The organism is Shimia fortis, from assembly GCF_040225985.1.
Taxonomy (GTDB): domain Bacteria; phylum Pseudomonadota; class Alphaproteobacteria; order Rhodobacterales; family Rhodobacteraceae; genus Shimia.
The window spans coordinates 140808-165456 of sequence record NZ_JBBPEU010000003.1 but is presented as its reverse complement, the minus strand read 5'-3'; the positions used below and the strand labels follow the sequence as shown (position 1 = coordinate 165456).

The window sequence follows — 24649 nt, the reverse complement described above, 5'->3', positions numbered from 1 at the left end:
TGAACGCAGACCCAACGAAAGCCATTGGCCCGGACGGCGGGGCGGAATATATACGGGGGCATGATAGCAGAATTTGGCCACTTCGTGTTGATCCTCGCCGCCTTGACCGCTCTGGTCCAGGCCGTGATTCCTCTTATCGGTGCGCACAAGCGCTGGCCCGGCTGGATGGCCGTGGCCGAACCAGCCGCCGGTGTTCAATTCATCCTGACCTTCGCGTCCTTCCTTGCGCTGACCTATTCCTTCGTGGTGTCGGATTTCAGCCTGCGGCTGGTGGCGCTGAACAGTCACTCGCTCAAGCCGATGCTCTATAAGGTGAGCGGCGTCTGGGGCAACCATGAGGGCTCGATGCTGCTCTGGGTGCTGATCCTGACGCTGTTCGGGGCGACGCTGGCGTGGTTCGGGGGCAACCTGCCGCCGACAATGAGAGCGCGGGCGCTGGCGGTCCAGTCGTGGATCGCGCTGGCCTTCTTTGCCTTTATCCTGTTCACCTCGAACCCGTTCCTGCGGCTTGGCGTGCCGCCGTTTGACGGCGAAGACCTGAACCCGCTGTTGCAGGACCCCGGCTTGGCCTTCCATCCGCCGTTCCTTTACCTTGGCTATGTCGGTCTTTCGATGGCGTTCAGCTTTGCCGTGGCCGCGCTGATCGAAGGGCGTGTTGATGCGGCCTGGGGCCGGTGGGTGCGGCCGTGGACGCTGGCGGCCTGGGTGTTCCTGACCATCGGTATCGCGCTGGGATCGTGGTGGGCCTATTACGAACTCGGCTGGGGTGGTTTCTGGTTCTGGGATCCGGTCGAGAACGCTTCGTTCATGCCTTGGCTTCTGGCGGCGGCGCTGCTGCACTCGGCCATCGTGGTCGAAAAGCGCGAGGCGCTGAAAAGCTGGACCATCCTTCTGGCCATTCTGGCCTTCGGCTTCTCGCTGATCGGGACGTTTATCGTGCGTTCTGGCGTGATCACCTCGGTCCACGCCTTTGCCAATGACCCCGAGCGCGGGGTGTTCATCCTTGCCATTCTGGCGGTATTCATGGGCGGCGCGCTGACCTTGTTTGCTGCACGCGCCAGTGCGATGGAAGCCAAGGGCGTTTTTGGCATGGTCAGCCGCGAAAGCGCGCTGGTGATGAACAATATCCTTCTGGCCGTAGCCTGTTTCGTGGTGTTCATCGGAACCATCTGGCCGCTGATTTCCGAGATGTTCTTTGACCGCAAGCTGAGCGTTGGCGCGCCGTTCTTCAACATGGCCTTCACGCCCTTCATGGTGATCCTCGGGATTATCCTGCCAGTTGGGGCCATGATGCCATGGAAGCGGGCTGTGATCTCGAAAACCATGAAGCCACTGATGCCGGCACTGGTTCTGGCCGTGGCATTGGCCGGGCTGGCGTGGTCCATCCAGACCGAGAAGAGCCTTTTGGGACCGGTTGGTGTGTTCCTTGGCACATGGCTGGTTTTTGGCGCAATCATCGACATCTTCAGTCGCACGGGCCGTGGCCCGATTGGCGGACGCCTGAAACGGCTCGGCCGTTTGCCGCGCGCCGACTGGGGCAAGGCGGTCGCACATTCCGGGCTGGGCGTGACCATGGTCGGGATTGCCGGATTGATGGCGTGGGAGGTCGAGGATATCCGCGTTGCCTATGTCGGGGAATCCTTTGAGGTCGGTGCGTTTGAACTGACGCTGGACGCCGTGAACGAGGTCGAGGGACCGAACTATCTGTCGACCATGGCCGATGTCACGGTCCGCCAGGATGGTGAGTTTGTCGCCGTGCTGAACCCCGAGAAACGGGTTTATCCGGTGCGCTCGATGCCGACCACCGAGGCCTCGATCGACTATCGCTTCCTGCGCGACGTTTACGTGGTGATTGGCGATCCGCAAGCGGATGGCGGGTACACGTTGCGCACCTACATCAAGCCGCTGACCAACTGGATCTGGCTGGGGTGTGTGCTGATGTCGCTGGGTGGCGTGCTCAGCCTGACCGACCGCCGGTATCGTGTCGCCGCAGGTGCACGCAAGGCCCCCACTGCCGGAGTACCCGCAGAATGAAACGGTTCCTGATGATCCTGATGTTGCTGGCGGCCCCGGTCTGGGCCGTTCAGCCAGACGAGGTGCTGGACGATCCGGTCCTTGAAGAACGGGCGCGTGAACTGTCCAAGGACCTGCGCTGTCTTGTCTGCCGCAACGAGAGCATTGACGACTCAAATGCCGAACTGGCGCGAGACCTGCGTCTTTTGGTGCGCGAGCGTCTGACCGAAGGCGACACCGATGAAGAGGCCATGGCCTTTATCGTCGACCGGTATGGCGAATATGTGCTGCTCAACCCGAAAACCAGCGGCTCGAACCTTGTTCTGTGGCTGGCGGGGCCGGCGATGCTGCTCCTTGCTCTGGGGGTCGGTGTGGGGTATCTGCGCCGCCGGTCGACTGCACCGGTAAAGGCCGAGCCAGCGCTGAGTGACGACGAACAGGCCCGGCTGAAAAAAATCATGGAAAACTGACGCGGGGTTTCGCTTTGAGCGGGGTTTGTGGCGTTTAAGGTGATCCGAACAGGGTTGCAGGAGGGCTTGTCCGATGGATTTTGAAACGATCACCTATGCGCTTGAGGACGGGGTTGCCGTCATCACGCTCAACCGTCCCGACGTTATGAACGCCCTGACCGCGACCATGCGGGCCGAGATCACCCATGCCGTAATCGAGGCGGGTCAACAGGCGCGCGTCGTGGTTCTGACCGGGGCAGGGCGGGCCTTTTGCTCGGGGCAGGATCTGGGCGATGGGGCGGATGCCTCTAACATGGATTTGGAACGCACCCTGCGCGACGAATACGGTCCGATGATCCGGGCGATTGCCGATTGTCCCGTGCCGGTGATCAGCGCCGTGAACGGGGCCGCTGCCGGGGCAGGGGCCAACCTTGCGCTGGCTGCGGATGTGGTGATCGCCTCGGAAAGCGCCTATTTCATGCAGGCTTTTGCGCGGATCGGCCTGATGCCGGATGCCGGGGGCACATACGTCCTGCCGCGTCTTGTCGGATCGGCCAAGGCCATGGGCGCGGCGCTGTTTGCCGACAAGATCACCGCGCAACAGGCCGATGACTGGGGCATGATCTGGGAACATGTGCCGGATGACGTGTTTGAAAGCCATTGGAAGGCGCGTGCCGCGCATCTGGCGACGGGCCCGACAATGGCCTATCGCCGGATCAAAGAGGCGATGCAGGCGTCGCTTGGCAATACGCTTGAAGGGCAACTGACGCTGGAGGCCAAGCTTCAAGGGAAATGTGGCGGCACCCGCGATTTCCAAGAGGGCGTCGTGGCCTTCCTCGACAAGCGTGCCGCCAAGTTCGAGGGCCGTTAAGGCCCCCGACAGACGTGGTCGGGCTTAGGCTGCGGGCGCATCCATACGGAGCAGTTGCACGTCCGTCACCGCAAATCCGGCGGGCGGGTTCTGGACTATCATCACCGGCACACCATCGGCCATGACTTCGGCACTGCCATCCGTGCCCATGGTCATGGTCAGAACAGGCATTGTGTCGCCCGAGTAGCTGTAGCTCAGGATATCCCGATCTCCGTCAAAATCGGTGATCACCGCCGGGCCGCCATCCACAATCCATTCGCCTGCGGCAAACTGGTCGGCTCCGGCGCCACCGGAAACAGTGTCAGCTTCGCCCATGATGATCGTGTCATTCCCGATCTGGCCGCGCAGGACATCTCCCGCGTCAGTGTCGGTCGAGGTGTCGAGGTTGATCACTACGTCGTCCACAGTGGTGGCTGTCCGGGCTGAGGAAATCAGCGCGTCCTCATCCACAAGCGACGAGCCGACAATGATATCCGAACCAACACCGCCAGTCACAGAGTCCGCCCCCGCGCCGCCGATCAGCACATCATCTCCGGCTTCGCCAAACACGGTGTCGTCACCATCGCCGCCAAGGATCAGGTCGCCGCTGTCGGCCCCGGCCAGGCTGTCATTGCCGCCAGCCCCGTAGATAAAGTCTTCTTCAACCGTGCCGGCAATGGCGTTGTCACTGTCATCGCCCTCGATGATGATATTGTTGGTGGGATCGTCCGAGTTATCCTCGTCGCCATCCTCGGCCAGCGAAATCGCATCGGCCACCACCGCGGCATCGGCATTCTGCACCGTCAGAACCGGTTCACCGTTCATCAGCACCTGTGTGTCGTCGCCATCTTGCGTGGTTGAATAGGCGGGGGGCGTTGTGCCCTCGGGGTAGACCAGCAAGAGCTGATCGCCCGCCTCGAAATCGGTGATCACGCCCGGGTTCTCGGTGTCGAACTGGTCCGAGAACAGCGCAAAGGTGTCTTCCCCGTCGCCGCCGGTCAGCGTGTCGCCAGCCCCGCCATAGAGCATGTCCGCCCCAACACCGCCGTCCAGCACGTCATTGCCCGCGCCGCCGTCCAGCGCGTCATCATCCTCTTCCCCGACGAGCGAATCCATGCCGTCGCCACCCATGAGCATGTCGGCCCCCGATCCGCCCATCAGCGTGTCAGCGCCCTCTTCGCCATAAAGTGTGTCATCCGAGGTGTGGCCGTCGATCATGTCATTGCCGGTGCCGCCGGTCATTTCGTCAAAGCCACCGCCGCCGAACAGTGTGTCATTGGCAGAACCGCCGTCGATCGTGTCGGCGCCCGGACCGCCATTGATGCTGTCGCTGCCCGCCCAGCCGCGCAGGTCGTCATTGCCTTCAAGGCCCTTGATGGTGTCATCGTTGCCGCGACCGATGATGGTGTCATCGCCTTCACCCCCGGTCAGGGTGTTGGCATCCTGATCGCCGATGATCTGAACGCCATCAGTGGCGTCATCATCATCATCATCCGAGTCATCACCGTCATCGGTGTTGTCGTCGTCCCCGTCGTCGATCATCGAATCGTCATCGGTTTGCGAGTCATCTGACGACGCGTTTGAATCATCATCGTCGTCGTCGAAAATTTCCATAAGAGCCCAGCCCCAGAAGGCAACGCCAAGAATAACGGATGCAGCAATCATGAAACGAACTCCTGAGAAACACAATTTCGACACAATTATCGGTGTTTCGAGCGACGAGTCAAAAAGTGTTAATTTTTGTTAACCAACGGTCAACAATGGCCGGCAGGTACCGATACCGTTTCAAGTTTTTGCTTTTATTCACAAAAAACGCGCCCACGGCAGAGCCGGGGCGCGTTTTGAATTCTTTCTGGAAAGACCGCTCTTAGCGATTCTCGATGTCCGTATAGTCGCGCTCGACCTCGCCAAGGTACAGCTGACGCGGGCGACCAATCTTGTGCGCCGGATCCGACAGCTGCTCTTTCCATTGCGAGATCCAGCCAACGGTACGCGACAATGCGAAGATCGGGGTGAACATCGAGGTCGGGAAGCCCATCGCCTCGAGGATGATGCCCGAATAGAAGTCGACATTCGGGAACAGCTTCTTCTCTGCGAAATACGGATCGTTCAGGGCAGTGTGCTCGAGTTCCTTGGCAACTTGCAACAGCGGGTTGTCCTCGACGCCCAGCAGTTCCAGCACCTCGTCGGCCGACTGTTTCATCACGGTCGCGCGGGGGTCGCGGTTCTTGTAGACGCGGTGGCCAAAGCCCATCAGGCGGAACGGGTCGTTCTTGTCCTTGGCGCGGGCGATATACTCGGGAATGCGATCGGGGGAGCCGATTTCCTTGAGCATCTCCAGGCAGGCCTGGTTGGCGCCACCGTGGGCCGGGCCCCAGAGGCAGGCGATGCCGGCTGCGATACAGGCGAACGGGTTGGCCCCCGACGACGACGCCAGACGCACGGTCGAGGTCGACGCGTTCTGTTCGTGGTCGGCGTGCAGGGTAAAGATACGGTCCATAGCGCGAGCCAGGATCGGGTTCACCTCGTATTTCTCGGCAGGCACCGAGAAGCACATGTGCAGGAAGTTCGACGCATAATCCAGATCGTTGCGCGGATACACGAAGGGCTGACCGATCGAATATTTATAGGCCATCGCGGCGATGGTCGGCATTTTCGCGATCAGGCGATGCGATGCGATCTCGCGCTGGTGCGGGTCCGAGATGTCGGTCGAGTCATGATAGAAGGCCGACATGGCCCCGACCACACCCACCATGGTCGCCATCGGATGCGCATCTCGGCGGAACCCACGGAAGAAGTTGTGCATCTGTTCGTGGATCATGGTGTGGCGGGTGATCGTGCTTTCGAACTTTTCCAGCTCGGCCGCAGAGGGCAGATAGCCGTAAAGCAGCAGGAAGCAGACCTCGAGGTAATGCGATTTGCCGGCCAGCTGGTCGATCGGATAGCCACGGTGCAGCAGGATACCGGCCTCGCCGTCGATATAGGTGATGGTCGAGTCGCAAGACGCGGTTGACGTGAAACCCGGATCATAGGTGAACACACCGGCCTGACCATAGAGCTTGCGGATATCCAGAACATCCGGGCCAGCGGTCGGCGAGTGGATCGGCAGGTCGTAGGTCTTGTCGTCAATCGTCAGCTTCGCTGTTTTCTGGGTGTCAGACATTCGTGGTCCCTTCCTCTCGTGCCCGGATTGCGGATGATCCGGGCGGTCTATCTGTCGTTGGGGCAGCGTTGGTTAACCCGGCTGGCCCTCCGGTTCAAAATCTGCGGCTTCTTCAAGGCGGGCAATCGTTTCCTCGCGCCCCAGAACAAGCATCATGTCGAATACACTGGGTGTCACCGCTCGCCCGGCAAGCGCGGCCCGCAAGGGTCCGGCCATCTTGCCGAATTTGATCTCTTTGGCGTCTGCGAAAGAGTTGGTGACAGCCTCCAATCCGTCTCGCGACCAGCTAGCATTTTGCAACTGCGGCGTCAATTCTTTCAGTATACCACGGGATACTGAATCAAGGTTCTTTTGCGCCTTCGCATCCGGATGCAAGGGGCGATCTGAAAGGATAAATTCAGCTTTTTCAGTAAGTTCCGGGAATGTCTTGGCCCGTTCTTTAAGGCAATACATGCCCCGCGACAAACCGTCCTTCTTGTCGTCAGGCAGGTCGGACTCGCCAATTGCGCGGCGGAAAGCCAGTAATTCTTGCAGCAGCGCGGCATCTTCGCTGGCAGCGATGTGCTGTCCGCACAGGTTTTCGAGCTTCTTGGTGTCGAACCGCGCAGGGCTTTTTCCGATTCCAGCGAAGTCGAACCACTCTTTCGCCTGCGCGTCGGTAAAGAACTCGTCGTCGCCATGGCTCCAGCCCAGACGGGCGAGGTAATTGCGCATGCCAGCCGCCGGATAGCCCATCTTCTGATACTCTTCGGCCCCCAGCGCCCCGTGGCGTTTCGACAGTTTCTTGCCGTCGGGGCCGTGGATCAGCGGGATATGCGCCCAGACCGGCACGTCCCAGCCCATCGCGTCATAGATCATCATCTGGCGCGCGGCATTGTTCAGGTGATCGTCCCCGCGGATCACATGGGTTACACCCATGTCATGGTCATCGACAACAACGGCCAGCATGTAAACCGGTGTGCCATCCGAGCGTAACAAGATCATGTCATCCAGTTGATCATTGCGGATGGTGACGTGGCCCTGCACCTCGTCCTTGATCACGGTGGTACCGTCCTGCGGCGCCTTGATGCGCACGACGTAGGGCGCGTCGGGGTGGCTGGCCGGATCGGCATCGCGCCATGGGCTGCGATAGAGCGTCGATTTGCCCTCGGCGCGGGCCTGCTCGCGGAAGGCGGCGATGTCGTCTTGCGAGGCAAAACACTTATAGGCCTTGCCCTCGGCCAACAGTTGATGGGCCACCTCGGCGTGGCGCGCAGCCCCTTCGAACTGGCTGACGACGTCGCCGTCATGATCCAGCCCCAGCCACGAGAGCCCCTGCAGGATGGCGGCCGTGGCCTCTGGGGTCGAGCGTTCACGGTCGGTGTCTTCGATACGCAGCAGGAATTTACCGCCGCGTCCACGCGCATAAAGCCAGTTGAACAGGGCCGTACGAGCGCCGCCGATATGCAGGAAACCGGTGGGCGACGGGGCGAAGCGGGTGACGACTTGGCGTGTCATGCGGGGATTAACCTTTCCGTAACCAAGGATGGACTAGCGTTTGGGCCTGTCTAGCGACCTGCCCGAGAGAGGACAAGGCTTGCGCATTTTTGCAGGGGTTGAAGCGGCCCTTCTGGGGCAGAGCGGGCATCTCTTTGCCTGGGCGCCGGTCTTTCTGGGGATCGGGGTGGGGGCCTATTTCGCGCTGCCCTTTGAACCCGGCTTTGCTGTGCTCGCGGCCTGCGCTGCCTCTGGTGTGATCTGCACGGGCGTGGCGGTGGCCCTGCGCGGCGCGTTTTCGCCCCTGGTCTGGGCCGTGGCCCTGGTGTGTCTGGGGCTGTGTCTGGCTGCGTTCAGGGCGCATCTGGTGCAGGCCCCGGTTCTGGACTGGCGCTATTATGGCGCGGTGCAGGGGCGGATCGTGGGCATTGACCGGTCGGCCACGGATGCCCTGCGCCTGACGCTGGCTGATGTGCAGCTTGAAAACACCACACCAGACCGCACACCCGGCAAGGTGCGTGTGGCGCTGCACGGGGAACAGGGGTTCATCACGCCTGCGCCGGGCATGGTGGTGATGATGACGGCGCATCTGTCGCCGCCTTCAGGGCCGGTCGAACCCGGCGGATTCGATTTCCAGCGTCATGCATGGTTCATGGGCATCGGGGCGGTGGGCTATACCCGTACACCGGTTCTGACGGTGAGACCCCGTGCCGGGGGTGACAGGGTGTTTGCTTTTCGCATGTCCCTGTCCGAAGCAATCCAAAGCCGCATGGTGCCCGACGTCGCGGGGGTAGCGGCGGCCATCACCACGGGCGACCGCAGCGGGCTGGACCAGACCACGACCGAGGCGCTGCGAGCGTCGAACCTCGCCCATCTTCTGGCGATTTCCGGCCTGCATATGGGGCTGTTGGCGGGGGTGGTCTTTGCGGCGGTGCGGTTGGTGTTGACGCTCGTGCCGCCCGTGGCCCTGCGCCTATCGGCCAAGAAGGTCGCCGCCGTGGTCGCGCTGGTCGCGGCGGCGGCCTACCTTCTTCTATCGGGGGGCAGTGTCGCCACCCAGCGCGCCTTTGTCATGGCTGCGGTCGCACTTTGCGCCATCCTGCTGGACCGGCGCGCCCTGTCGCTGCGCGCCGTGGCGATGGCGGCCCTGATCATTCTGGTGCTGCGCCCCGAGGCGTTGTTGGGGCCGGGGTTCCAGATGTCCTTTGCCGCGACCACGGGTTTGGTGGCGGTCTTTAGCCTGATCCGAGACAAGGGCTGGACGCTTGGCCCGCGCCGGCTGCGGTCCACGGCGGCGCTGGTCGTGTCCTCGGCCGTGGCGGGGCTGGCCACCGCGCCCTATGCCGCAGCGCATTTCAACGTAGTTGCGCATTACGGGTTGCCCGCGAACCTTCTGGCGATGCCGATCATGGGACTGATCGTGGCACCCGCCGCCGTGGCCGCTGCCTGCCTTGCGCCGCTGGGGCTTGAGGGGGTCGGTCTTTGGGCGATGGAGCAGGGTCTGCGCGCGATCCTGACCGTGGCAGGGTATGTGGCTGCGCTGGATGGCGCGCAGGGCCATTTGCCAAGCCCGCCAAAACTCTTCCTTCCGGTCTTCACGCTTGGGATGCTGTGGGTCATCCTGTGGCAGGGGCGTATGCGATGGCTGGGTTTCGGGGGCGTGTTGCTGGCCATTGTCCTGTGGGCCAAGACCGACCGCCCGGTGATCCTGATCGCCGACAGTGGCGGGATCGTCGGGGTGATGACACCTGGGGGCCGCGCGCTCAGCAAGGCGCGGGGGCAGGGGTTCGTGGCGCTGAACTGGCTTGAAAACGACGGGGACGGGGGCACGCAGGCCGCGGCAGCGGCACGTTGGCACGATGATCTCGCGATCCCGATCCTGCACCTGACCGGCAAGAGCGCCGTTGCGGCGCAACAGACCTGCGCGTCGGATCTGATCCTTGTCACCAACCAGCCCCTCGGGCGAGAGCTGCCGTGCGATGTCTATGATCCCGACCGCCTGCGCGAGACAGGCGCCATCGCCCTGCACCCATTGCCCGGCGGGACGTGGCAAAAAAAGACCGCCCGCGAGGTCAGCGGGCGGCGGATGTGGAACAGCGCGGATTTGCGTTGGCGTCAGTAAGTGCGGATGAGACCCACAAGACAGCCCTGTACCTTAACCTTGTCCTCGGGGTAGACGCGGGTTTCATAGGCGGGGTTCGCCGCCTCGAGCGCGATCGAACTGCCATTGTGGTGGAATTTCTTGAGCGTCGCTTCCTGATCCTCGACCAGTGCGACGACGATATCGCCGTTATCGGCGGTGGTGGTTTCGCGGATGATGACGACGTCGCCATCGTTGATCCCCGCCTCAATCATCGAGTCGCCCTTGACCTCAAGCGCATAGTGGTTGCCCGAACTGCGCAGCATCTGCCCCGGCACCGCGACGTGGTGGTCTACATGGCTTATCGCTTCAATCGGGACACCGGCGGCGATCTTGCCCATCACGGGCAGTTCGCGGGCATGCATCACGATTTCCTGCGGCGTGATATTCGCAGGCTGCGTGGGCGAGGGGTGTGGGCCTTCGATCACCTTGGGGTCAAACCCGCCCTTGGGCGCGCTCGGGGCGCCGCCCATGCTCTCGGGCAGTTTCACGATCTCGATGGCGCGGGCACGGTGCGCCAGGCGGCGGATGAACCCGCGTTCTTCCAGAGCCGTAATCAGGCGGTGAATCCCCGATTTCGACCTGAGGTCGAGCGCATCTTTCATCTCGTCAAAACTGGGGGGCACCCCGTCGCGTTGCAAACGTGTGTGGATGAACTCCAGCAGGTCGAGCTGTTTCTTGGTCAGCATGGCATGTCCCCGTTTTGAAAACCGCAGGTCTATGCCAATGTTCTACGCATGTTCTCGTTTTGTGTCAAATATTTTGCGAACATCGCGGGAACATCCCGTGACAGAGCCTCTCAGATCGGCACATAGCGCAGGATCTCGCCTGCGGCGCGGACCGGATCGTTAGGGGGCCGGACCAACAGGGCATTGGCGTCAGACAAGACCGTCAAAAGCGAGGAATCCTGGCGCGTGAAAGCAGTGATTTCGCCGTTTTCGACACGGGCGCGCATGTAGTGCTGGCGCGGGCCGTTTGGCCCTATGGCCGCGGCCAGCGGCGCGGCCAGTTCCGGCGCCGGGCTTGCGTCCAGACCCAGCATTTTCCGCACGACCGGCGCCACGAAGATATGCCCGCAGACCATTGCAGACACCGGATTGCCGGGCAATCCGATCATCATCGCGCCTCCGGCCAGCCGCCCCGCCATCAGCGGTTTGCCCGGACGCATCGCGATCTTGTAGAAACTGCGCTCCATCCCCAAATCCGCCGCCACTGCGCCGACCAGATCATGATCGCCGACCGAGGCACCGCCGATGGTCAGCACCAGATCGGCATCATCCACCAGTGAAAAGGCGGTTTCCAGCGAGGCATGCGTGTCGCGGGCAATCGGCAGCAGGCGGGCCTCGGCGCCGAGGTCGCGCAACATGGCCTGAAGGCCGAAACTGTTCGAGGCGATGATCTGGTCGGGGCCGGGGGTCTCGCCCGGCATGACCAACTCGTCCCCCGTGGCCATGATCGCAACGCGAGGGCGGCGCGTGACCGGCACCTCGGGAATGTTCATCGCCGCCATCAGCGCGATATCCGAAGGGCGCAGACGGCGCGGCGCGGCAATTTCGGCGCCCCTGGCAAAGTCACCTCCGGCGGGGCGGATATGAAACCCGCTGTCCAGAGTGTCGAGCAGCGTGATCCTGTCACCCTCGCGGATCACATCCTCTTGAATGACGACGCGATCCGCACCCTCGGGCACGGGCGCGCCGGTAAAGATGCGCACCGCCTGACCCGCGTCCACTGCGCCTTCAAACCTGTGCCCTGCCGCGGCCTCGCCAATGACGTCAAACGAGGCACCGTCCCGCACGTCGGCATCGCGCAGCGCATAGCCATCCATGGCCGAGGCCGAAAACGGCGGCTGGTCGCGGTTGGCCTGCACGGCCCGCGCCAGAACGCGACCATTGGCGGCAGACAGGGGCACGGTTTCGACCTCAAGCGGGGCCGCCAGCGCAAAGAGGTGATCGAGAGCTTCGGAAACCGGGATCATGTGGCCTCGTATCTCCCGGATTTGCCGCCGTCTTTCAGGATCACGCGGATGCCGCCGATTTCCATGTCCTTGTCCACGGCCTTGGACATGTCATAGACGGTCAGGGCGGCGACGTTGACGGCGGTCAATGCTTCCATTTCGACGCCGGTCTGGCCGGTAGTCTTGACGGTGGCTTCAATCCTCACGCCGGGCAGGGATGCGTCGGGGGTCAGTTCTACCGACACCTTGGTGATCGGCAGGGGATGGCAGAGCGGGATCAAGTTTGAACATTGTTTGGCCCCCATGATCCCGGCCAGACGCGCCACGCCCAGAACATCGCCCTTCTTGGCGCGGCCTTCGGCGATGATGGCGTGAGTTTCGGGCTTCATGCGGACCCAGCCCTCGGCGGTGGCGATCCGGTCGGTGACGGCCTTGTCCGACACATCGACCATATGGGCATCGCCCTTGCCGTCGAAATGGGTGAGACCTGACATCAGAAGAATCCCCCGGGGCGGGTCAGCGGATCGGCCAGCAGCGCGCGCGTGGCGGCGGTCACGTCGTCCTGACGCATCAGGCTTTCCCCGATCAGGAAGATGCGCGCGCCATAGCGGGCCATATCCGCCAGATCCCCGGGCGTGTTCAGCCCGCTTTCCGACACGATATGCCGCTCGGCGGGCACCAGTTTCGACAGGGTGCGCGTGGTGTCGAGCGTGGTTTCGAATGTTTTGAGATTGCGGTTGTTGATGCCCATCAGGGGCGATTTCAGCTTGGTCGCGCGTTCCAGTTCCTCGGCGTCATGCACCTCGATCAGCACGTCCATATCCCAGCTGAACGCGGCCTCTTCGAGTTCCTGCGCCTGTGCGTCACTGACCGAGGCCATGATGATCAGGATACAGTCGGCCCCAAGGGCGCGCGCCTCGGCCACCTGATAGGTGTCATACATGAAATCCTTGCGCAGGGCAGGCAGGCTGGTCGCCTCGCGGGCCTGCGTGAGGTATTCCTTGGCGCCCTGAAAGCTGGGCGTGTCGGTCAGCACCGACAGACAGGTCGCGCCGCCATCTTCATACGCCTTGGCCAGCGCGGGCGGATCGAAATCGGGCCGGATCAACCCCTTGGACGGCGAGGCTTTCTTGACCTCGGCAATCAGCCCGTACCCTGTGCGGGCCGCCTTGAACAGCGCGTCGGCAAAGCCGCGCGGGGGCGATGCCTCGCGCGCGTCGGCCTCGACGGCGGCCAGTGGTTTGGCGGCCTTGTCTGCGGCAATTTCTTCGAGCTTGTAGGCTTTGATTTTGTCCAGAACAGTGGCGGTCATGTGGTCGTCCAGTTGATTTGGGATTCGCCGCGCCGGGCGAGCCAGTTGTTGATACGCGAAAAAGGGCGGGACCCAAAGAACCCTTTTCGCGCCGAAAGCGGAGAGGGATGGGCGGTTTCGATCAAGAGGTGATCGCCCGCGTGAATGTGCGGGGACAGGGCCTGTGCCTGCCGGCCCCAGAGGACAAAGGCGGTCGGGCGTTGCGACACCTCGGCCAGAATTTCATGGGTCAGTTTCTGCCAGCCAAGCGCCTTGTGCCCGTTGGCCGCGCCTGCCGGCACGGTCAGCACGGTGTTCAGCAACAAGACGCCCTGCCGCGCCCAGCCGCGCAGGTCGCCATTGGGCGGCACCTGTCCCAGATCGGCCTGCATTTCCTTGTAGATATTGGTCAGGCTGCGGGGCAGCGGGCGCACATCGGGTGCAACAGAAAAGGACAGCCCGTGCGCATGGCCGGGGGTGGGATAGGGGTCCTGTCCGAGGATCACAACTCTGACCTCGTGGGGGGCGCAATGGTCCAGCGCCGCAAAGACCTGATCGCGCGGGGGCAATATCACGCGCGTGTCTGCGGCCAGTGCGGCATTGATCGCGGGCAGGTCACGGGTAAAGAACGGCAGGTGGGCCCATGTGGCGGGGGGGGAGAGTGGTGTCATGTGACGTGCCTCGCCGGGAAGCGCATCATTCCGGCATGCACCCGCCCGCCCCACAGGCGGGTGCAGTCGCACCCACCTCGGGTGGTCGCATGCCTCTGTTTCACGAATGTCACCCCGCGTCCGAGGTCACACGCGCCAGACCTGCAACTTTGGCCTTGGCCGCGCGGCTGTCGATGCTTTCGCGTGCCTTTTCAACGCCTTCGCGCAGGTCGCCCACGGCATCTGCCACCACCAGCGCCGCGGCTGCGTTCAGCAGCACCGCGTCGCGATAGGCGCTCGCTTCACCGTCCAGCAGCGCGCGGAAGGCGTTGGCGTTGTCCTCGGGCGTGCCGCCCACGATGGCCTCGAACGGGTGCACGGGCAGACCCGCATCTTCGGGGTGCAGCTCCACATCCCGAACCGATCCATCCTTTTCCAGCGCCGAGACCCAGCTGACTCCGGTGATGGTCAATTCGTCCGTGCCGTCCGACCCGTGCACCAGCCACGCATGTTCGCTGCCCAACTGGCCCAGCGTTTCCGCCATCGGGCGGATCAGATCACGGCTGAAAGCGCCGGTCAGTTGCCGGGTGACACCGGCGGGGTTGGTGAGGGGGCCAAGAATGTTGAAAATCGTACGCGTGCCCAGTTCCTGCCGCGTGGGCATCACATGGGCAATCGCGGGGTGGTGCATCGGGGCCATCATGAAGGCAATGCCCACTTCGGCCAGCGCCTTTTCCACCACGGCGGGGCCGACCATTACGTTGATGCCCATCTGGCCCTGCACATCCGCCGTGCCCGATTTCGAGCTGAGGTTGCGGTTGCCGTGTTTTGCCACGGGCACGCCTGCGCCCGCCACGACAAAGGCCGTCGCGGTCGAGATGTTCAGCGTGTGCTTGCCATCACCGCCCGTGCCCACGATATCCATCGCGCCCTCGGGGGCTTTCACAGCATGGCACTTGGCGCGCATCACGGCAGCGGCAGCGGCATATTCATCCACCGTTTCGCCCCGCGTGCGCAGCGCCATCAACAGCCCGCCGATCTGGCTGGGCGTGGCCTCGCCGTCAAACAGGATCTGAAAGGCCGCTTCGGCCTCGTGCCGGGTCAGCGGGCCGTCTGCCGCCGCACCGATCAGGGGTTTCAGGGCGTCGCTCATGGATCAGGCCTCCTCGGTCGCGGGCATCATGTCGAGAAAGTTCCGCAGCATGGCGTGACCGTGCTCCGAGGCGATCGACTCGGGGTGGAACTGGACGCCTTGGATGGGAAGCGTGCGGTGTTGCAGGCCCATGATGGTGCCGTCCTCAAGCTCGGCCGTGACTTCAAGACAGTCAGGCAGACTCTCGCGTTCGACCACCAGCGAGTGATAGCGCGTCGCGTCGAACGGACTGGGCAGGCCCTTGAACACGCCTTTGCCGGTGTGGTGCATCTGTCCCATCTTGCCGTGCACGATCTCGTGGCAGCGCACCACCTTGCCGCCAAAGGCCTGGCCGATGGTTTGGTGCCCGAGGCAAACCCCCATCAAGGGCGTGCGGGTTTCGGCGGCGGCCTCGGTCAGGGCCAGGCAGATACCGGCCTGATCGGGGTCGCAGGGGCCGGGGGATAACAGGATGCCTGCCGGTTTCATCCCCATCGCATCCTGCACGGTCAGGGCGTCATTGCGGTGTACCTGCACATCCGCGCCAAGTTCGCCCAGGTAATGCACAAGGTTGTAGGTGAAACTGTCGTAGTTATCGATTAGCAGCAGCATATTGCAGTTCTTTGTCCAAAGATGAGAAACAGGGTAGAGACCCCGGGCCCGGTCGCGGTATACATGTTCAGGCTTGGCGCGTAGGGTCAAGAGGGTGCGGGCAGGTTCCTCCGCCGCAAACCCGCCAAACGCACCAGAATCGGGCGACCAGACCGGGCGCTTGGAACAGGCAAGACGGCGCAAGAGGGCGAGAGCATGATCAGAGGTTTGATTTCCGGGGTTTTCTGGGGGGCGGTGACGATTGCCCTCGTGCTGGGATTGGCGTCTTTGCTGGCACCGCTGCCAGCCACGGTAGCGCCCCAGACCGATGCGACCGAACCCGCGGGCGTGACACCGCCTGCCGATGGCACGCCCGTTGCCGGAGGTTCGCAGGTGGACACCACCGTGCCCGAAACCGGAACCCCGCCCGTCACATCCACGGGCGACGGCGACCAGCCGCCTCTGACCGACACCGCCTCGGCTCCGAAACCGGATGTGGCCGCACCTGACGGCACCATGACCGCCCCCGAGCCCGGCAGCGCTGCCTCGGGGCTGAGCGGCGACAGCACCTCTGATCCCGCCTTGCCCGGTGCGATGACCGAAGCCCCCGCCGCGCCCTCGACGGACGACGACCTCTCGATCACAACCAACCCGGCCCAGCCCGTTGCGCCCTCGGTGCCCGTGGTTGAAGGCGCCTTTGAAACACCCGCCCCGGCCCCCGAACAGGACATGTCGCCAGATGCCGAAAGCGGCGAAACCGAAGACATGGCGACAGAGATGTCCGAGGGCGAGTCGATGCTGAAACCCGCAGGCAATCTGGACGAGAAGTTCCCCCAGCTTGAATCCTCGCGCCTGCCCACCGTGACGGGCGACGCCACCCCCGTCGAGACCACCCGCACCCCGCGTCCCTTTGACCTCAATGCCGAACCTTTCGAGATCGAACCCGGCAAGCCGATCATGTCGGTTGTGCTGTTGGATGACGGCAGCAGCGAAATCGACGTCGAGATACTGACAAGCTTTCCCTATCCCCTCAGCTTTGCGGTCAACACGCTGGTCCCCGATCTGGTAGAGCGGGTCGCGACCTATCGCAATCTCGGGTTCGAGGTTCTGGCGATGGTCGATCTGCCCGCCGCAGCGGCGGCGTCGGATGTCGAGGTCGCGCTGGATGCGCATCTTTCGGCCATGCCCGAAGCCATCGGTGTCATGGAAGGCACCGGAGACGGGTTGCAGGGCAGCAAAGAAGTCTCGGACCAGACCCGCGCGGTGTTGCTGAATTCCGGTCACGGGCTGGTGATGTTCCCCAAGGGGCTGAACACGGCGCAAAAGCTGGCCAGCCGCGATGGCGTGCCCGCCGCCACGGTGTTCCGCGATTTTGACGGCAAGGGCCAGAATGCCACCGTGATCCGGCGGTTCCTTGATCAGGCCGCGTTCAAGGCCGGTCAGGAAGGCGGCGTGGTCATGGTCGGGCGTCTGCGCGAGGAAACGATCTCGGCGCTGTTGCTCTGGGGCTTGCAGGATCGTGCCAGCACGGTGTCGTTGGCGCCGGTCTCGGCGCTGTTGCGCTCCAAGGAACTCTGAGGCCAGCTCAAATCCCATCCAGACAGGGCGGTGGGTTTGAAAACCTTGCCCGATGGCCCGTCCTGTTGCACTCTGTTTGCAGGAGGCGTGTCTGTTGCGTCGTCCGGTCTGTTGTAAGGCAGGCGCGGGCGGGGCCCTGCTTTGGGAGGAGCAAGCCATGACATCCAAGACCGACGAGTCCACCTCACCGGAAACCGTGGCCCCACAGGCGCCGCCCGTGCCTGTGGTCAACAAGGTCACGTCCGAAGATATCTCCGACTCTCTGAAAGCCGGCTTTGCCGACTTTCTTGCGCGCCCGGTCATGAGCGGCTTTTTCGGCCTGTTCTACGCTCTGTTCGGGATTCTGTTTGTCTGGAGCCTTGTCTCGCTCGGCAAGATCTGGATGGTCATTCCCGCCGTGGTCGGCTTTCCGCTGGTCGCGCCCTTTGCTGCCGCCGGTCTTTATGAAATGTCGCGCCGCCTGGAAAAGGGCGAGAGTTTCGGCTGGTCGGAAATCCTGACCGTCATGGCCAACCAGCGCAAACGCGAAATGGGCTGGATGGCGTTCGTGACCCTGTTCATCTTCTGGGTCTGGGTCTATCAGGTGCGGCTGTGGCTGGCGATCATCCTTCAGGATGCCTCGTTCTCGGATTTCGACGGGTTCATGCAGATCGTGTTCTCGACGCCGGAAGGCTGGACCTTCCTTGCGATTGGCACGCTGGCGGGCGCGGTCCTCTCGGCGGTGCTGTTTTCGGTCACGGTGGTGGCCATGCCGATCCTGCTGGACCGCGAGATTGATTTCGTGACGGCCATGCTCACCTCGGTGCGGGTGGTAACGGAAAACCCCGTGGTGATGCTGGGCTGGGCGGCGATTATCTCGGTCACGATGCTGTTGTCGATGGTGCCGGCCTTTCTGGGCCTGATTTTTACCCTGCCGATCCTTGGCCACACCACATGGCATCTCTACCAGCGCGCGGTGGCGCCGATCGACGCCTAGGTCGGGAGATCAGGACACAGGGGCGGGGGATCACCCGTTGCCGTTGCCGGTAAACCGCGCCGCATCCGCTGCCGCGCGCCGGATGGCGTTCGATTTGTGCACGGTTTCCATATATTCGGCCTCGGGGTCGCTGTCATAGACCACGCCGCCGCCTGCCTGAATATACAGCTTTTCGTCTTTCACGATGGCCGTGCGCAGGGCGATACAAATATCCATGTCCCCGCCCGAGCTGAAATAGCCCACGCCGCCGCCATAGATGCCGCGCTTTTCCGGCTCCAGCTCGTCGATGATCTCCATCGCCCGCACCTTGGGCGCGCCCGAGACCGTACCGGCGGGCATACCCGCGAAGAACGCATCCAGCGCGTCCTTGTCCTCGGCCAGTTCGCCCACGACGTTCGAGACGATATGCATCACGTGGCTGTAGCGTTCGATGATGAACTGTTCGGTCGGGCGCACGGTGCCGATCTTGGATACGCGCCCCGTATCGTTGCGTCCGAGGTCCAGCAGCATGAGATGTTCCGCCAGTTCCTTCTTGTCGGCCAGCAGATCAGCCTCGAGCGCGTTGTCCTCTTCCGGCGTGGCGCCACGGGGGCGGGTGCCCGCGATGGGGCGGATGGTGACCTCGTCGCCGAAGACGCGCACAAGGATCTCAGGGCTGGCCCCGATCACCTGGAAACCGCCAAAGTTGAAATAGAACATGAAGGGCGAAGGGTTGGTGCGCCGCAACGACCGATAAAGCGCGAAAGGCGGCTGGCGGAATTCCTGCGTCCAGCGTTGCGCGGGCACCACCTGAAAGATATCCCCCGCACGGATGTAATCCTTGGCCTTCTCGACGGCGGCCATATAGCCTTCTTTCGTGAAGTTCGACACGGGCGGCGCGATTTCGTCTGCATCGCCCAGATCACGCGCGGCCTGCGGCATGGCGCGTTCCAGATCACGCACGGCGTCCATCACCCGTTCAGCGGCCTGCGCATAGGCGGCCTTGGCGGACTGGCCTTCGCTGACCCAGGCGGGCGACACCACGGTGACCTCGCCCTTGACGCCGTCCAGCACGGCCACCACCGAGGGGCGCATCATGCAGGCATCGGGCAGGCCCAGTGGGTCGGGATTCACGTCGGGCAGATGTTCCACCAGACGGATCATGTCATAGCCCAGATAGCCGAACAGACCGGCAGACGCTTGCGGCAGGTCGTCGGGCAGGGCGATGCGGCTTTCCTCGATCAGGGCGCGCAGCGCGGTCAGAGGGTCCATCTCCTGCGGCTCGAACCCGTCGGGGTCAAACCGCGCATTGCGGTTGATGCGCGACTCGGTGCCGTGGCATTGCCAGATCAGGTCAGGCTTCATGCCGATAATCGAATAACGCCCGCGCACCTCTCCGCCGGTCACGGATTCCAGCATGAACGCATCTTTCTGCGCCCCGGTCAGTTTCAGCATCAGCGAAACCGGCGTGTCTAGATCGGCCGCCAGACGGGCATAGACCACCTGATTGCGACCCGCCTCATAGGCGGCGGCAAAGCTGTCATAGGACGGGATCAGTTCCACGGGGTCTTCCCTTTTGGCTGTGGCGCGGGGCCGGGTCTTACTGGAATTGTGCGTGTACCGCGTTCAGGGCCTGCTGGTTCACGCTGACGGGGTGAATGCCCTGCAGCGCGCCTGAATAGGCCTGATAGAGATCAATGGCCAGCGCCTCGGACGCCTGTTGCAGCACGATCTGGCGCATCTGTCCGGTGCGCGGATTGGCCAGATCGGGTGCCCGAATAGCGTCAAGACGGGCAAGGATCAGATGATCCTCGGCAGCAATGGCGACGACCTGTCCGGGCTCCAGCGCGAAGATGTCACTGACGAACCCCTCGGGCACATCCGGCACGAACCCGTCCCGGATGATCCCGGCCTCGTTGCGCGGGGTCAGGCCAAATGCCTCGAACGGGGCATCGCCGGCCAGTTGCGGCAACAGCGTGTCGGCCATTTCTTGCAGGCGGCGCACGGTTTCGCTGTTGGTCCAGTCGGTCAGCACGTCGGCGCGCACTTCTTCAAAGGGCTTCGGCGTGGCGGCAGTTTCCCCATCAAGGCGCAGCGCGAAGATGCCGCCATCCTCAAGAAATTCGACCTGCGGGAAATCGCTTTCCTTGACCGCTGCGGCCACGGCGCGGAATTCTTCATATCCGGCGATGGTGTCAGGCGCCTCGGGGTGCCAGCCCAGCGTGCCGACCTGCATATCGGTTTCCGTGGCCAGTTCCTCGACCGTGGCACCAGCCGCCAGAAGATCGTCCACATCACCGACCTGAGTCTCGATCACGCGGCGGGCGCGTTCGGCGGCCAGTTCCTCGCGCAGGAAGGGCAGCGCCTCTTCAAAGCTGGTATTCTGGGCAGGCAGGATGCCGTTGATGCGGAAGAGCGCGGCACCAAGATCGGAATCCACCGGCCCTACGATGGCCCCGCTGGGCGCAGTAAAGACGGCCTCTCCAGCGGCCCCGCCAAGCTCGGCCTGGCTCACGTCGCCCATGTCCACATCGCCCAGCGACAGGCCCCGCTCCTCGACCAACGTTTCGAACGAGGCTTCGCCCCGGTTCATGCGGTCCAGCGCCTGCTGGGCGTCGGCCTCGTTGGCAAAACCCAGACGTTCGACCAGACGGCGCTCGGGGCGATTATATTCGCCGCTGCGCTCGTCATAGATCTGGCGCAGGACGGTTTCGTCGATCTCCACCGTGTCGATCAGCATGTCCGGCGTCAGCCACGCATAGGTGATATCGCGCGTCGCAGGGTGCATATAGGCGTCGATATTGGCGTCGTAAAAGGCACGCAGGGTCACGTCATCGGCCACCGGCAGCGGCACCACAAGCATGTTGGCCTCCAGACGGGCCAGCGTCACGTCACGTTCTTCACCGACAAAGTTCAGCAGGGTGTCGCCATAGGTCTCCGGCATCGAAACACCGGTGAAAATCGCCGCCTGCAACCAGCGGCGCGCGGTTTCATCCCGCACGCTTTCTTCGAACGCGGCCTCGGTCAGGCGCGCCTGCTCCATCGCATAGCGATAGGCGTCGCGGTTGAACGTGCCATCGGGGTTTTGGAATTCGGGGATCTGGAACAGTTCCTTGGCAAGGTTCTCGTCGCCCAGCGACAGGCCCATGCGGCGGTTCTCGGCATCCATGCCATGCTGGGTCACGAGATTGGCCAGAACCGCGCGATCCATCCCGGCGGCCTGCATGTCGGCGATGCTGACGGACTGGCCGGTCTGTGCCTCGATCGCGCGCATTTCCCGTTGCAGTTCGAGGGCATATTCATCCAGCGTGATTTCTTCGTCGCCAACCATGCCCAACGTGGTCACCGTGCCCGACAGGTTCAGCGCACCGAACCCGCCAAGGCCGACAATCAGCAAACCCATCAGGATCCAGACCAGAATGTTCGACGTTTTGCCCTTGGACATGTGTTTTTCCCCGTCAGTGGTGGTCTTCATCAGACCTTTCGGGGATGTCTACGCTGCATGGCAGGGGGTCGCAAGAGGCGACGGGCGGCACATGGGCGCAGACACCTAGATTTGTACGGCTTTCAACCGCTCGAACAGGGTCTGGATGCCAGCGCGGTCGACATTGGCAAAGGCGATGCGCATCTGCCGCTGGCCGCTGGCGTCGCTCGCGGGCATGAACATGGTCCCGGGCAGGGTGAGGACATGGGCCTCTTGCACCAGTTTTTGGGCGACCTCGTCCGAGGGCGCGTCAAACGGATGTTCCACATAGGCGAAATAGGCGCCGACTCCCATCAGCTTCCAGCCTGTTGCCTCCAGCATCGGGAAATGGTCGGAAATCGCGGCACGCCGGTCAAGGATCTCGGCCCGTTCCCCCGCCAGCCATTGCGACAGGTTTCGCATCCCCCAAAGCGCTGCGTGCTGGCCCAACTGGTTGGGACAGATCGTGACTGTATCCAGAAACTTTTCGGCCTCGGCCAGCCGCGCGGCGCTGGTGATCATCGCGCCGACACGGTGTCCGGTCAGGCGGTACGCCTTGGAAAAGGAATAAAGCTGGATCAGCGTGTCGTGCCAGTCGGGATCCGTGAACAGGTCATGCGGCGCGCCGCTGCGCGAGTCAAAGTCGCGATAGGTCTCGTCAACGATCAGCGCAATGCCGCGCGCGCGGGCCATATCAAAGAAGGCGCGCACCAGTTCAGCGGGGTATTCCACGCCGCCGGGGTTGTTCGGTGTGACCAATACAATCGCGCGGGTCCGGTCGGTGATCAGCGCCGCTGCCCGTTCGGGATCAGGCAACAGGTCACGACCCGTGGCCAGCGGCACGGTAGTTACACCCAGCATATCCAGCCACATTTTATGGTTGAAATACCAAGGGGTTGGCAGGATAACCTCATCCCCTTCACCACACAGCGACATGATCGCGGCACAAAAGGCCTGATTACAGCCCGAGGTGATTGCCACCTGCGCCGCGGCGATCTCGCCCCCATAGGCCGCCGAGAACTGCGTTGCGACCTCGTCGCGCAACTCTGGCAGGCCCAGAACCGGCCCGTAAAGATGCGCCTCTGCCACGGTCAGCGCGGTTTCGGCGATGTGGCGGCGCAGCCCCTCGGGCGGCGGATCGACCGGCGCGGCCTGGCTGACGTTGATCAGGGGTCTGTCCTCTGTGAACGTCATCCCCTCCAGCCAGCGGCGCGCCTCCATCACGGGCGGGGCAAAGGTGGTGGCGGTGCGGGGCAGGGGCATGGCGCTCTCCGGGTCAGTCATCAACAGGCAGACCCTAGGGCCGTGCCTGCCCAAGGGCAAGCGGCCCGATCCTGTCAGCGCCCGAAAATCCGACCCACCCGCACCCGCGCCAACCCCAGCGCCATCCGCGCCAGCGTGGTCGCGATTTCCAGTCGCGTGACCGCGCGCTCTGGCGGGGGGCGGGTGTCGATGCTGTACTGGCCTTCGGGCGGGACCTGTGCGTTGACCATGGCCATGGCGTCTCCATTTTGCGAAACCACCTGTTCCTGCGCCCCGAGCGAGGGCCGCCCGGGCGCTCTCTGCTTCGGGAAACAGCAACAGCGCGCGCATGGCAAAGGCGCGGGCCCGGTCAGGACTGCGCCGGTTCATCCGCAGGACCAGAGCCAGTTCCGTATCCGACAGGCCACGATTGACCACCTCGCCGGTGTCCTCGGCAAACGCCATATCCCGCAGCAAAGGCAACCAGTCCAAAACCTCGGCCGTCAGACGTTCCCGCACCCTGGAATAATTGCGCACGGTCACCGAGGTGACCCACGGCGCCGCCTGCAGGCGTTCCAGCACCCGCAGCACGATCAGCGGAGGGTGATAGCCCAGAACGTATGTGTCCAGCGGATCTGTCTGCCCATGCCAACGCACGGTTTGCAAATAGGACGACACCGCATGGGCCACCGGATCGCGCGTGAACAGAAGAACATGCAGCTCGTCAAACCCGAACGTCCGGCACCAATCCTGCCAGCGTCCCAGTTCCGCGTCGGGCTGCTCGGCCAACAGGTTGAAAAAACCCTCTTAACTCAGCAACACGTCTAGACCGCCCGGCAGGGCGGCCATGCGCGACTCGAGGTCGGGGCCATTTTCAGTGCCCGATGTGGTCTGCCCCTTGGCTGCGGTTTCCCTCAGATCCGGACGTACCGGATAGGCGATCCCGGCGGCGCCCAGCATGTCAAGGTTCCGGGCAAAGACCGATTGAAGATAAGACGATCCCGTCTTGTCATGCCCAATATGAACCCAAAGCCTGCGCATCGCCAAAGCGTCCCTTCAATCGCGCCCCGGCGCAACCCGCAATGGCGTCTCTTATGCGACCGCCGCTCCGTCTTCATCTTGCCCGAAATACTCCCGCCGGAGGCATTGCCCGCGACAGCGGGCAAAGGATCAGTCTGTGCCGCGATAGGGTTCTACATATTGCAGCGCCATATCCCACGGGAAGAAGATCCACGTGTCCTGACTCACGCCGGTGATGAACGTGTCGACCATCGGTTCGCCCTTGGGTTTGGCATAGACGGTGGCGAAATGCGCCTTGGGGTACATCTCGCGCACCAGTTCCAGCGTTTTGCCCGAGTCGACCAGATCGTCGATGATCAGGATACCCTCGCCATCGCCCATCAAGTTTGCATCTGGGCTTTTCAGAACCTGCGCGTCGCGCTGCTGGTCCTGCTTGCCACCGCCCGAGTGATAGGATTTCACGCTGATCGTGTCGACGGTGCGAATGTCCAGCTCGCGGCTCACGATCATGGCTGGCGCCATGCCGCCCCGCGTGATTGCAACCACCGCCCGCCACGCGCCGTCATCGGGGCCATGCCCGTCGAGGCGCCACGCCAGGGCGCGGCTGTCACGGTGGATCTGGTCCCAGCTGATATGAAAGCCTTTTTCATGGGGCAGACGGTCGGTCATGGGGGGCTCCTTC

At 63.2% G+C, this 24649-nt stretch carries 21 protein-coding genes; 6 read left to right on the top strand and 15 right to left on the bottom strand.

Translation table 11 applies throughout. The annotated features are described in order from the left end of the window. Positions 1 to 60: 60 nt before the first annotated feature. From WNE31_RS07335 to WNE31_RS07325, 3 genes are all read left to right on the top strand, one after another. On the top strand, positions 61 to 2034 hold the full coding sequence (locus WNE31_RS07335; protein ID WP_349979065.1) for a heme lyase CcmF/NrfE family subunit: 1974 nt from the start codon (positions 61 to 63) through the stop codon (positions 2032 to 2034). Next, positions 2031 to 2483 (top strand): cytochrome c-type biogenesis protein, encoded by a 453-nt coding sequence (locus tag WNE31_RS07330; protein ID WP_349979064.1) that lies wholly within the window; start codon positions 2031 to 2033, stop codon positions 2481 to 2483. Before WNE31_RS07335 ends, WNE31_RS07330 begins: the two co-directional genes overlap by 4 nt. Positions 2484 to 2556: 73 nt before the next feature. Next, on the top strand, positions 2557 to 3333 hold the full coding sequence (locus WNE31_RS07325; RefSeq protein WP_349979063.1) for an enoyl-CoA hydratase-related protein: 777 nt from the start codon (positions 2557 to 2559) through the stop codon (positions 3331 to 3333). Positions 3334 to 3357: 24 nt separating this feature from the next. Here WNE31_RS07325 and WNE31_RS07320 read toward each other — a convergent pair whose 3' ends face one another. The 3 genes from WNE31_RS07320 to gltX all read right to left on the bottom strand — a co-directional run bounded on the left by WNE31_RS07320 (position 3358) and on the right by gltX (position 7972). After that, positions 3358 to 4977, bottom strand: coding sequence for a calcium-binding protein (locus tag WNE31_RS07320; protein WP_349979062.1), 1620 nt, complete (start codon positions 4975 to 4977; stop codon positions 3358 to 3360). A gap of 202 nt (positions 4978 to 5179) precedes the next feature. After that, entirely contained in the window at positions 5180 to 6475 is a 1296-nt protein-coding gene (gltA, locus tag WNE31_RS07315) for a citrate synthase (protein WP_349979061.1), read from the bottom strand. Positions 6476 to 6547: 72 nt separating this feature from the next. After that, positions 6548 to 7972 carry a glutamate--tRNA ligase gene (gltX, locus tag WNE31_RS07310; RefSeq protein WP_349979060.1) on the bottom strand — a complete coding sequence of 475 codons (1425 nt, stop codon included), beginning with the start codon at positions 7970 to 7972 and terminating at the stop codon, positions 6548 to 6550. A gap of 79 nt (positions 7973 to 8051) precedes the next feature. Between gltX and WNE31_RS07305 the strand changes: the two genes are divergently transcribed. Further along, positions 8052 to 10073, top strand: coding sequence for a ComEC/Rec2 family competence protein (locus tag WNE31_RS07305; protein ID WP_349979059.1), 2022 nt, complete (start codon positions 8052 to 8054; stop codon positions 10071 to 10073). Here WNE31_RS07305 and lexA read toward each other — a convergent pair. The 7 genes from lexA to WNE31_RS07270 form a co-directional block, all read right to left on the bottom strand. Beyond that, a complete protein-coding gene (lexA, locus tag WNE31_RS07300) occupies positions 10067 to 10780 on the bottom strand; it encodes a transcriptional repressor LexA (RefSeq protein ID WP_349979058.1) in 714 nt (237 codons plus the stop codon). The two genes, WNE31_RS07305 and lexA, sit on opposite strands and share 7 nt — an antisense overlap. Positions 10781 to 10890: 110 nt before the next feature. Next, on the bottom strand, positions 10891 to 12066 hold the full coding sequence (locus WNE31_RS07295) for a molybdopterin molybdotransferase MoeA (RefSeq protein WP_349979057.1): 1176 nt from the start codon (positions 12064 to 12066) through the stop codon (positions 10891 to 10893). Further along, positions 12063 to 12539, bottom strand: a complete 477-nt coding sequence (moaC, locus tag WNE31_RS07290; protein ID WP_349979056.1) for a cyclic pyranopterin monophosphate synthase MoaC — start codon at positions 12537 to 12539, stop codon at positions 12063 to 12065. Before moaC ends, WNE31_RS07295 begins: the two co-directional genes overlap by 4 nt. Beyond that, on the bottom strand, positions 12539 to 13357 hold the full coding sequence (trpC, locus tag WNE31_RS07285; RefSeq protein WP_349979055.1) for an indole-3-glycerol phosphate synthase TrpC: 819 nt from the start codon (positions 13355 to 13357) through the stop codon (positions 12539 to 12541). Before trpC ends, moaC begins: the two co-directional genes overlap by 1 nt. Further along, the gene (locus WNE31_RS07280; protein WP_349979054.1) at positions 13354 to 14007 is read right to left on the bottom strand and encodes a uracil-DNA glycosylase; all 654 of its coding nucleotides are present in this window, start codon (positions 14005 to 14007) and stop codon (positions 13354 to 13356) included. Before WNE31_RS07280 ends, trpC begins: the two co-directional genes overlap by 4 nt. Before the next feature lie 109 nt (positions 14008 to 14116). Next, on the bottom strand, positions 14117 to 15139 hold the full coding sequence (gene trpD / locus WNE31_RS07275) for an anthranilate phosphoribosyltransferase (RefSeq protein WP_349979053.1): 1023 nt from the start codon (positions 15137 to 15139) through the stop codon (positions 14117 to 14119). A 3-nt stretch (positions 15140 to 15142) separates the two neighbouring features. Further along, entirely contained in the window at positions 15143 to 15730 is a 588-nt protein-coding gene (locus tag WNE31_RS07270) for an anthranilate synthase component II (RefSeq protein ID WP_349979052.1), read from the bottom strand. 195 nt (positions 15731 to 15925) lie between these two features. Between WNE31_RS07270 and WNE31_RS07265 the strand changes: the two genes are divergently transcribed. Next, a complete protein-coding gene (locus tag WNE31_RS07265; protein WP_349979051.1) occupies positions 15926 to 17287 on the top strand; it encodes a divergent polysaccharide deacetylase family protein in 1362 nt (453 codons plus the stop codon). A 157-nt stretch (positions 17288 to 17444) separates the two neighbouring features. Further along, a complete protein-coding gene (locus WNE31_RS07260; RefSeq protein ID WP_349979050.1) occupies positions 17445 to 18263 on the top strand; it encodes a DUF2189 domain-containing protein in 819 nt (272 codons plus the stop codon). 30 nt (positions 18264 to 18293) lie between these two features. On the opposite strand, the gene trpE is transcribed toward WNE31_RS07260, so the two are convergent. The 5 genes from trpE to gpt form a co-directional block, all read right to left on the bottom strand. Continuing rightward, positions 18294 to 19805 carry an anthranilate synthase component I gene (trpE, locus tag WNE31_RS07255; protein WP_349979049.1) on the bottom strand — a complete coding sequence of 504 codons (1512 nt, stop codon included), beginning with the start codon at positions 19803 to 19805 and terminating at the stop codon, positions 18294 to 18296. 37 nt (positions 19806 to 19842) lie between these two features. Continuing rightward, complete coding sequence (locus WNE31_RS07250) at positions 19843 to 21717, bottom strand: peptidylprolyl isomerase (RefSeq protein WP_349979048.1); 1875 nt, start codon at positions 21715 to 21717, stop codon at positions 19843 to 19845. A 75-nt stretch (positions 21718 to 21792) separates the two neighbouring features. Next, a complete protein-coding gene (locus tag WNE31_RS07245; protein ID WP_349979190.1) occupies positions 21793 to 22968 on the bottom strand; it encodes an aminotransferase in 1176 nt (391 codons plus the stop codon). Between the two features lie 786 nt (positions 22969 to 23754). After that, a complete protein-coding gene (locus tag WNE31_RS07240) occupies positions 23755 to 23988 on the bottom strand; it encodes a hypothetical protein (RefSeq protein ID WP_349979047.1) in 234 nt (77 codons plus the stop codon). Between the two features lie 129 nt (positions 23989 to 24117). Beyond that, entirely contained in the window at positions 24118 to 24636 is a 519-nt protein-coding gene (gene gpt, locus WNE31_RS07235) for a xanthine phosphoribosyltransferase (RefSeq protein ID WP_349979046.1), read from the bottom strand. Positions 24637 to 24649: the final 13 nt, after the last annotated feature.

What these genes read in the sequence shown, in the direction of transcription:
- WNE31_RS07335 (WP_349979065.1), top strand. Translation starts at nt 61, where the DNA reads ATGATAGCAGAATTTGGCCACTTCGTGTTGATCCTCGCCGCCTTGACC.
- WNE31_RS07330 (WP_349979064.1), top strand. Translation starts at nt 2,031, where the DNA reads ATGAAACGGTTCCTGATGATCCTGATGTTGCTGGCGGCCCCGGTCTGG.
- WNE31_RS07325 (WP_349979063.1), top strand. Translation starts at nt 2,557, where the DNA reads ATGGATTTTGAAACGATCACCTATGCGCTTGAGGACGGGGTTGCCGTC.
- WNE31_RS07320 (WP_349979062.1), bottom strand. Translation starts at nt 4,977, where the DNA reads ATGATTGCTGCATCCGTTATTCTTGGCGTTGCCTTCTGGGGCTGGGCT.
- gltA (WP_349979061.1), bottom strand. Translation starts at nt 6,475, where the DNA reads ATGTCTGACACCCAGAAAACAGCGAAGCTGACGATTGACGACAAGACC.
- gltX (WP_349979060.1), bottom strand. Translation starts at nt 7,972, where the DNA reads ATGACACGCCAAGTCGTCACCCGCTTCGCCCCGTCGCCCACCGGTTTC.
- lexA (WP_349979058.1), bottom strand. Translation starts at nt 10,780, where the DNA reads ATGCTGACCAAGAAACAGCTCGACCTGCTGGAGTTCATCCACACACGT.
- WNE31_RS07295 (WP_349979057.1), bottom strand. Translation starts at nt 12,066, where the DNA reads ATGATCCCGGTTTCCGAAGCTCTCGATCACCTCTTTGCGCTGGCGGCC.
- moaC (WP_349979056.1), bottom strand. Translation starts at nt 12,539, where the DNA reads ATGTCAGGTCTCACCCATTTCGACGGCAAGGGCGATGCCCATATGGTC.
- trpC (WP_349979055.1), bottom strand. Translation starts at nt 13,357, where the DNA reads ATGACCGCCACTGTTCTGGACAAAATCAAAGCCTACAAGCTCGAAGAA.
- WNE31_RS07280 (WP_349979054.1), bottom strand. Translation starts at nt 14,007, where the DNA reads ATGACACCACTCTCCCCCCCCGCCACATGGGCCCACCTGCCGTTCTTT.
- trpD (WP_349979053.1), bottom strand. Translation starts at nt 15,139, where the DNA reads ATGAGCGACGCCCTGAAACCCCTGATCGGTGCGGCGGCAGACGGCCCG.
- WNE31_RS07270 (WP_349979052.1), bottom strand. Translation starts at nt 15,730, where the DNA reads ATGCTGCTGCTAATCGATAACTACGACAGTTTCACCTACAACCTTGTG.
- WNE31_RS07265 (WP_349979051.1), top strand. Translation starts at nt 15,926, where the DNA reads ATGATCAGAGGTTTGATTTCCGGGGTTTTCTGGGGGGCGGTGACGATT.
- WNE31_RS07260 (WP_349979050.1), top strand. Translation starts at nt 17,445, where the DNA reads ATGACATCCAAGACCGACGAGTCCACCTCACCGGAAACCGTGGCCCCA.
- WNE31_RS07250 (WP_349979048.1), bottom strand. Translation starts at nt 21,717, where the DNA reads ATGAAGACCACCACTGACGGGGAAAAACACATGTCCAAGGGCAAAACG.
- WNE31_RS07245 (WP_349979190.1), bottom strand. Translation starts at nt 22,968, where the DNA reads ATGCCCCTGCCCCGCACCGCCACCACCTTTGCCCCGCCCGTGATGGAG.
- WNE31_RS07240 (WP_349979047.1), bottom strand. Translation starts at nt 23,988, where the DNA reads ATGCGCAGGCTTTGGGTTCATATTGGGCATGACAAGACGGGATCGTCT.
- gpt (WP_349979046.1), bottom strand. Translation starts at nt 24,636, where the DNA reads ATGACCGACCGTCTGCCCCATGAAAAAGGCTTTCATATCAGCTGGGAC.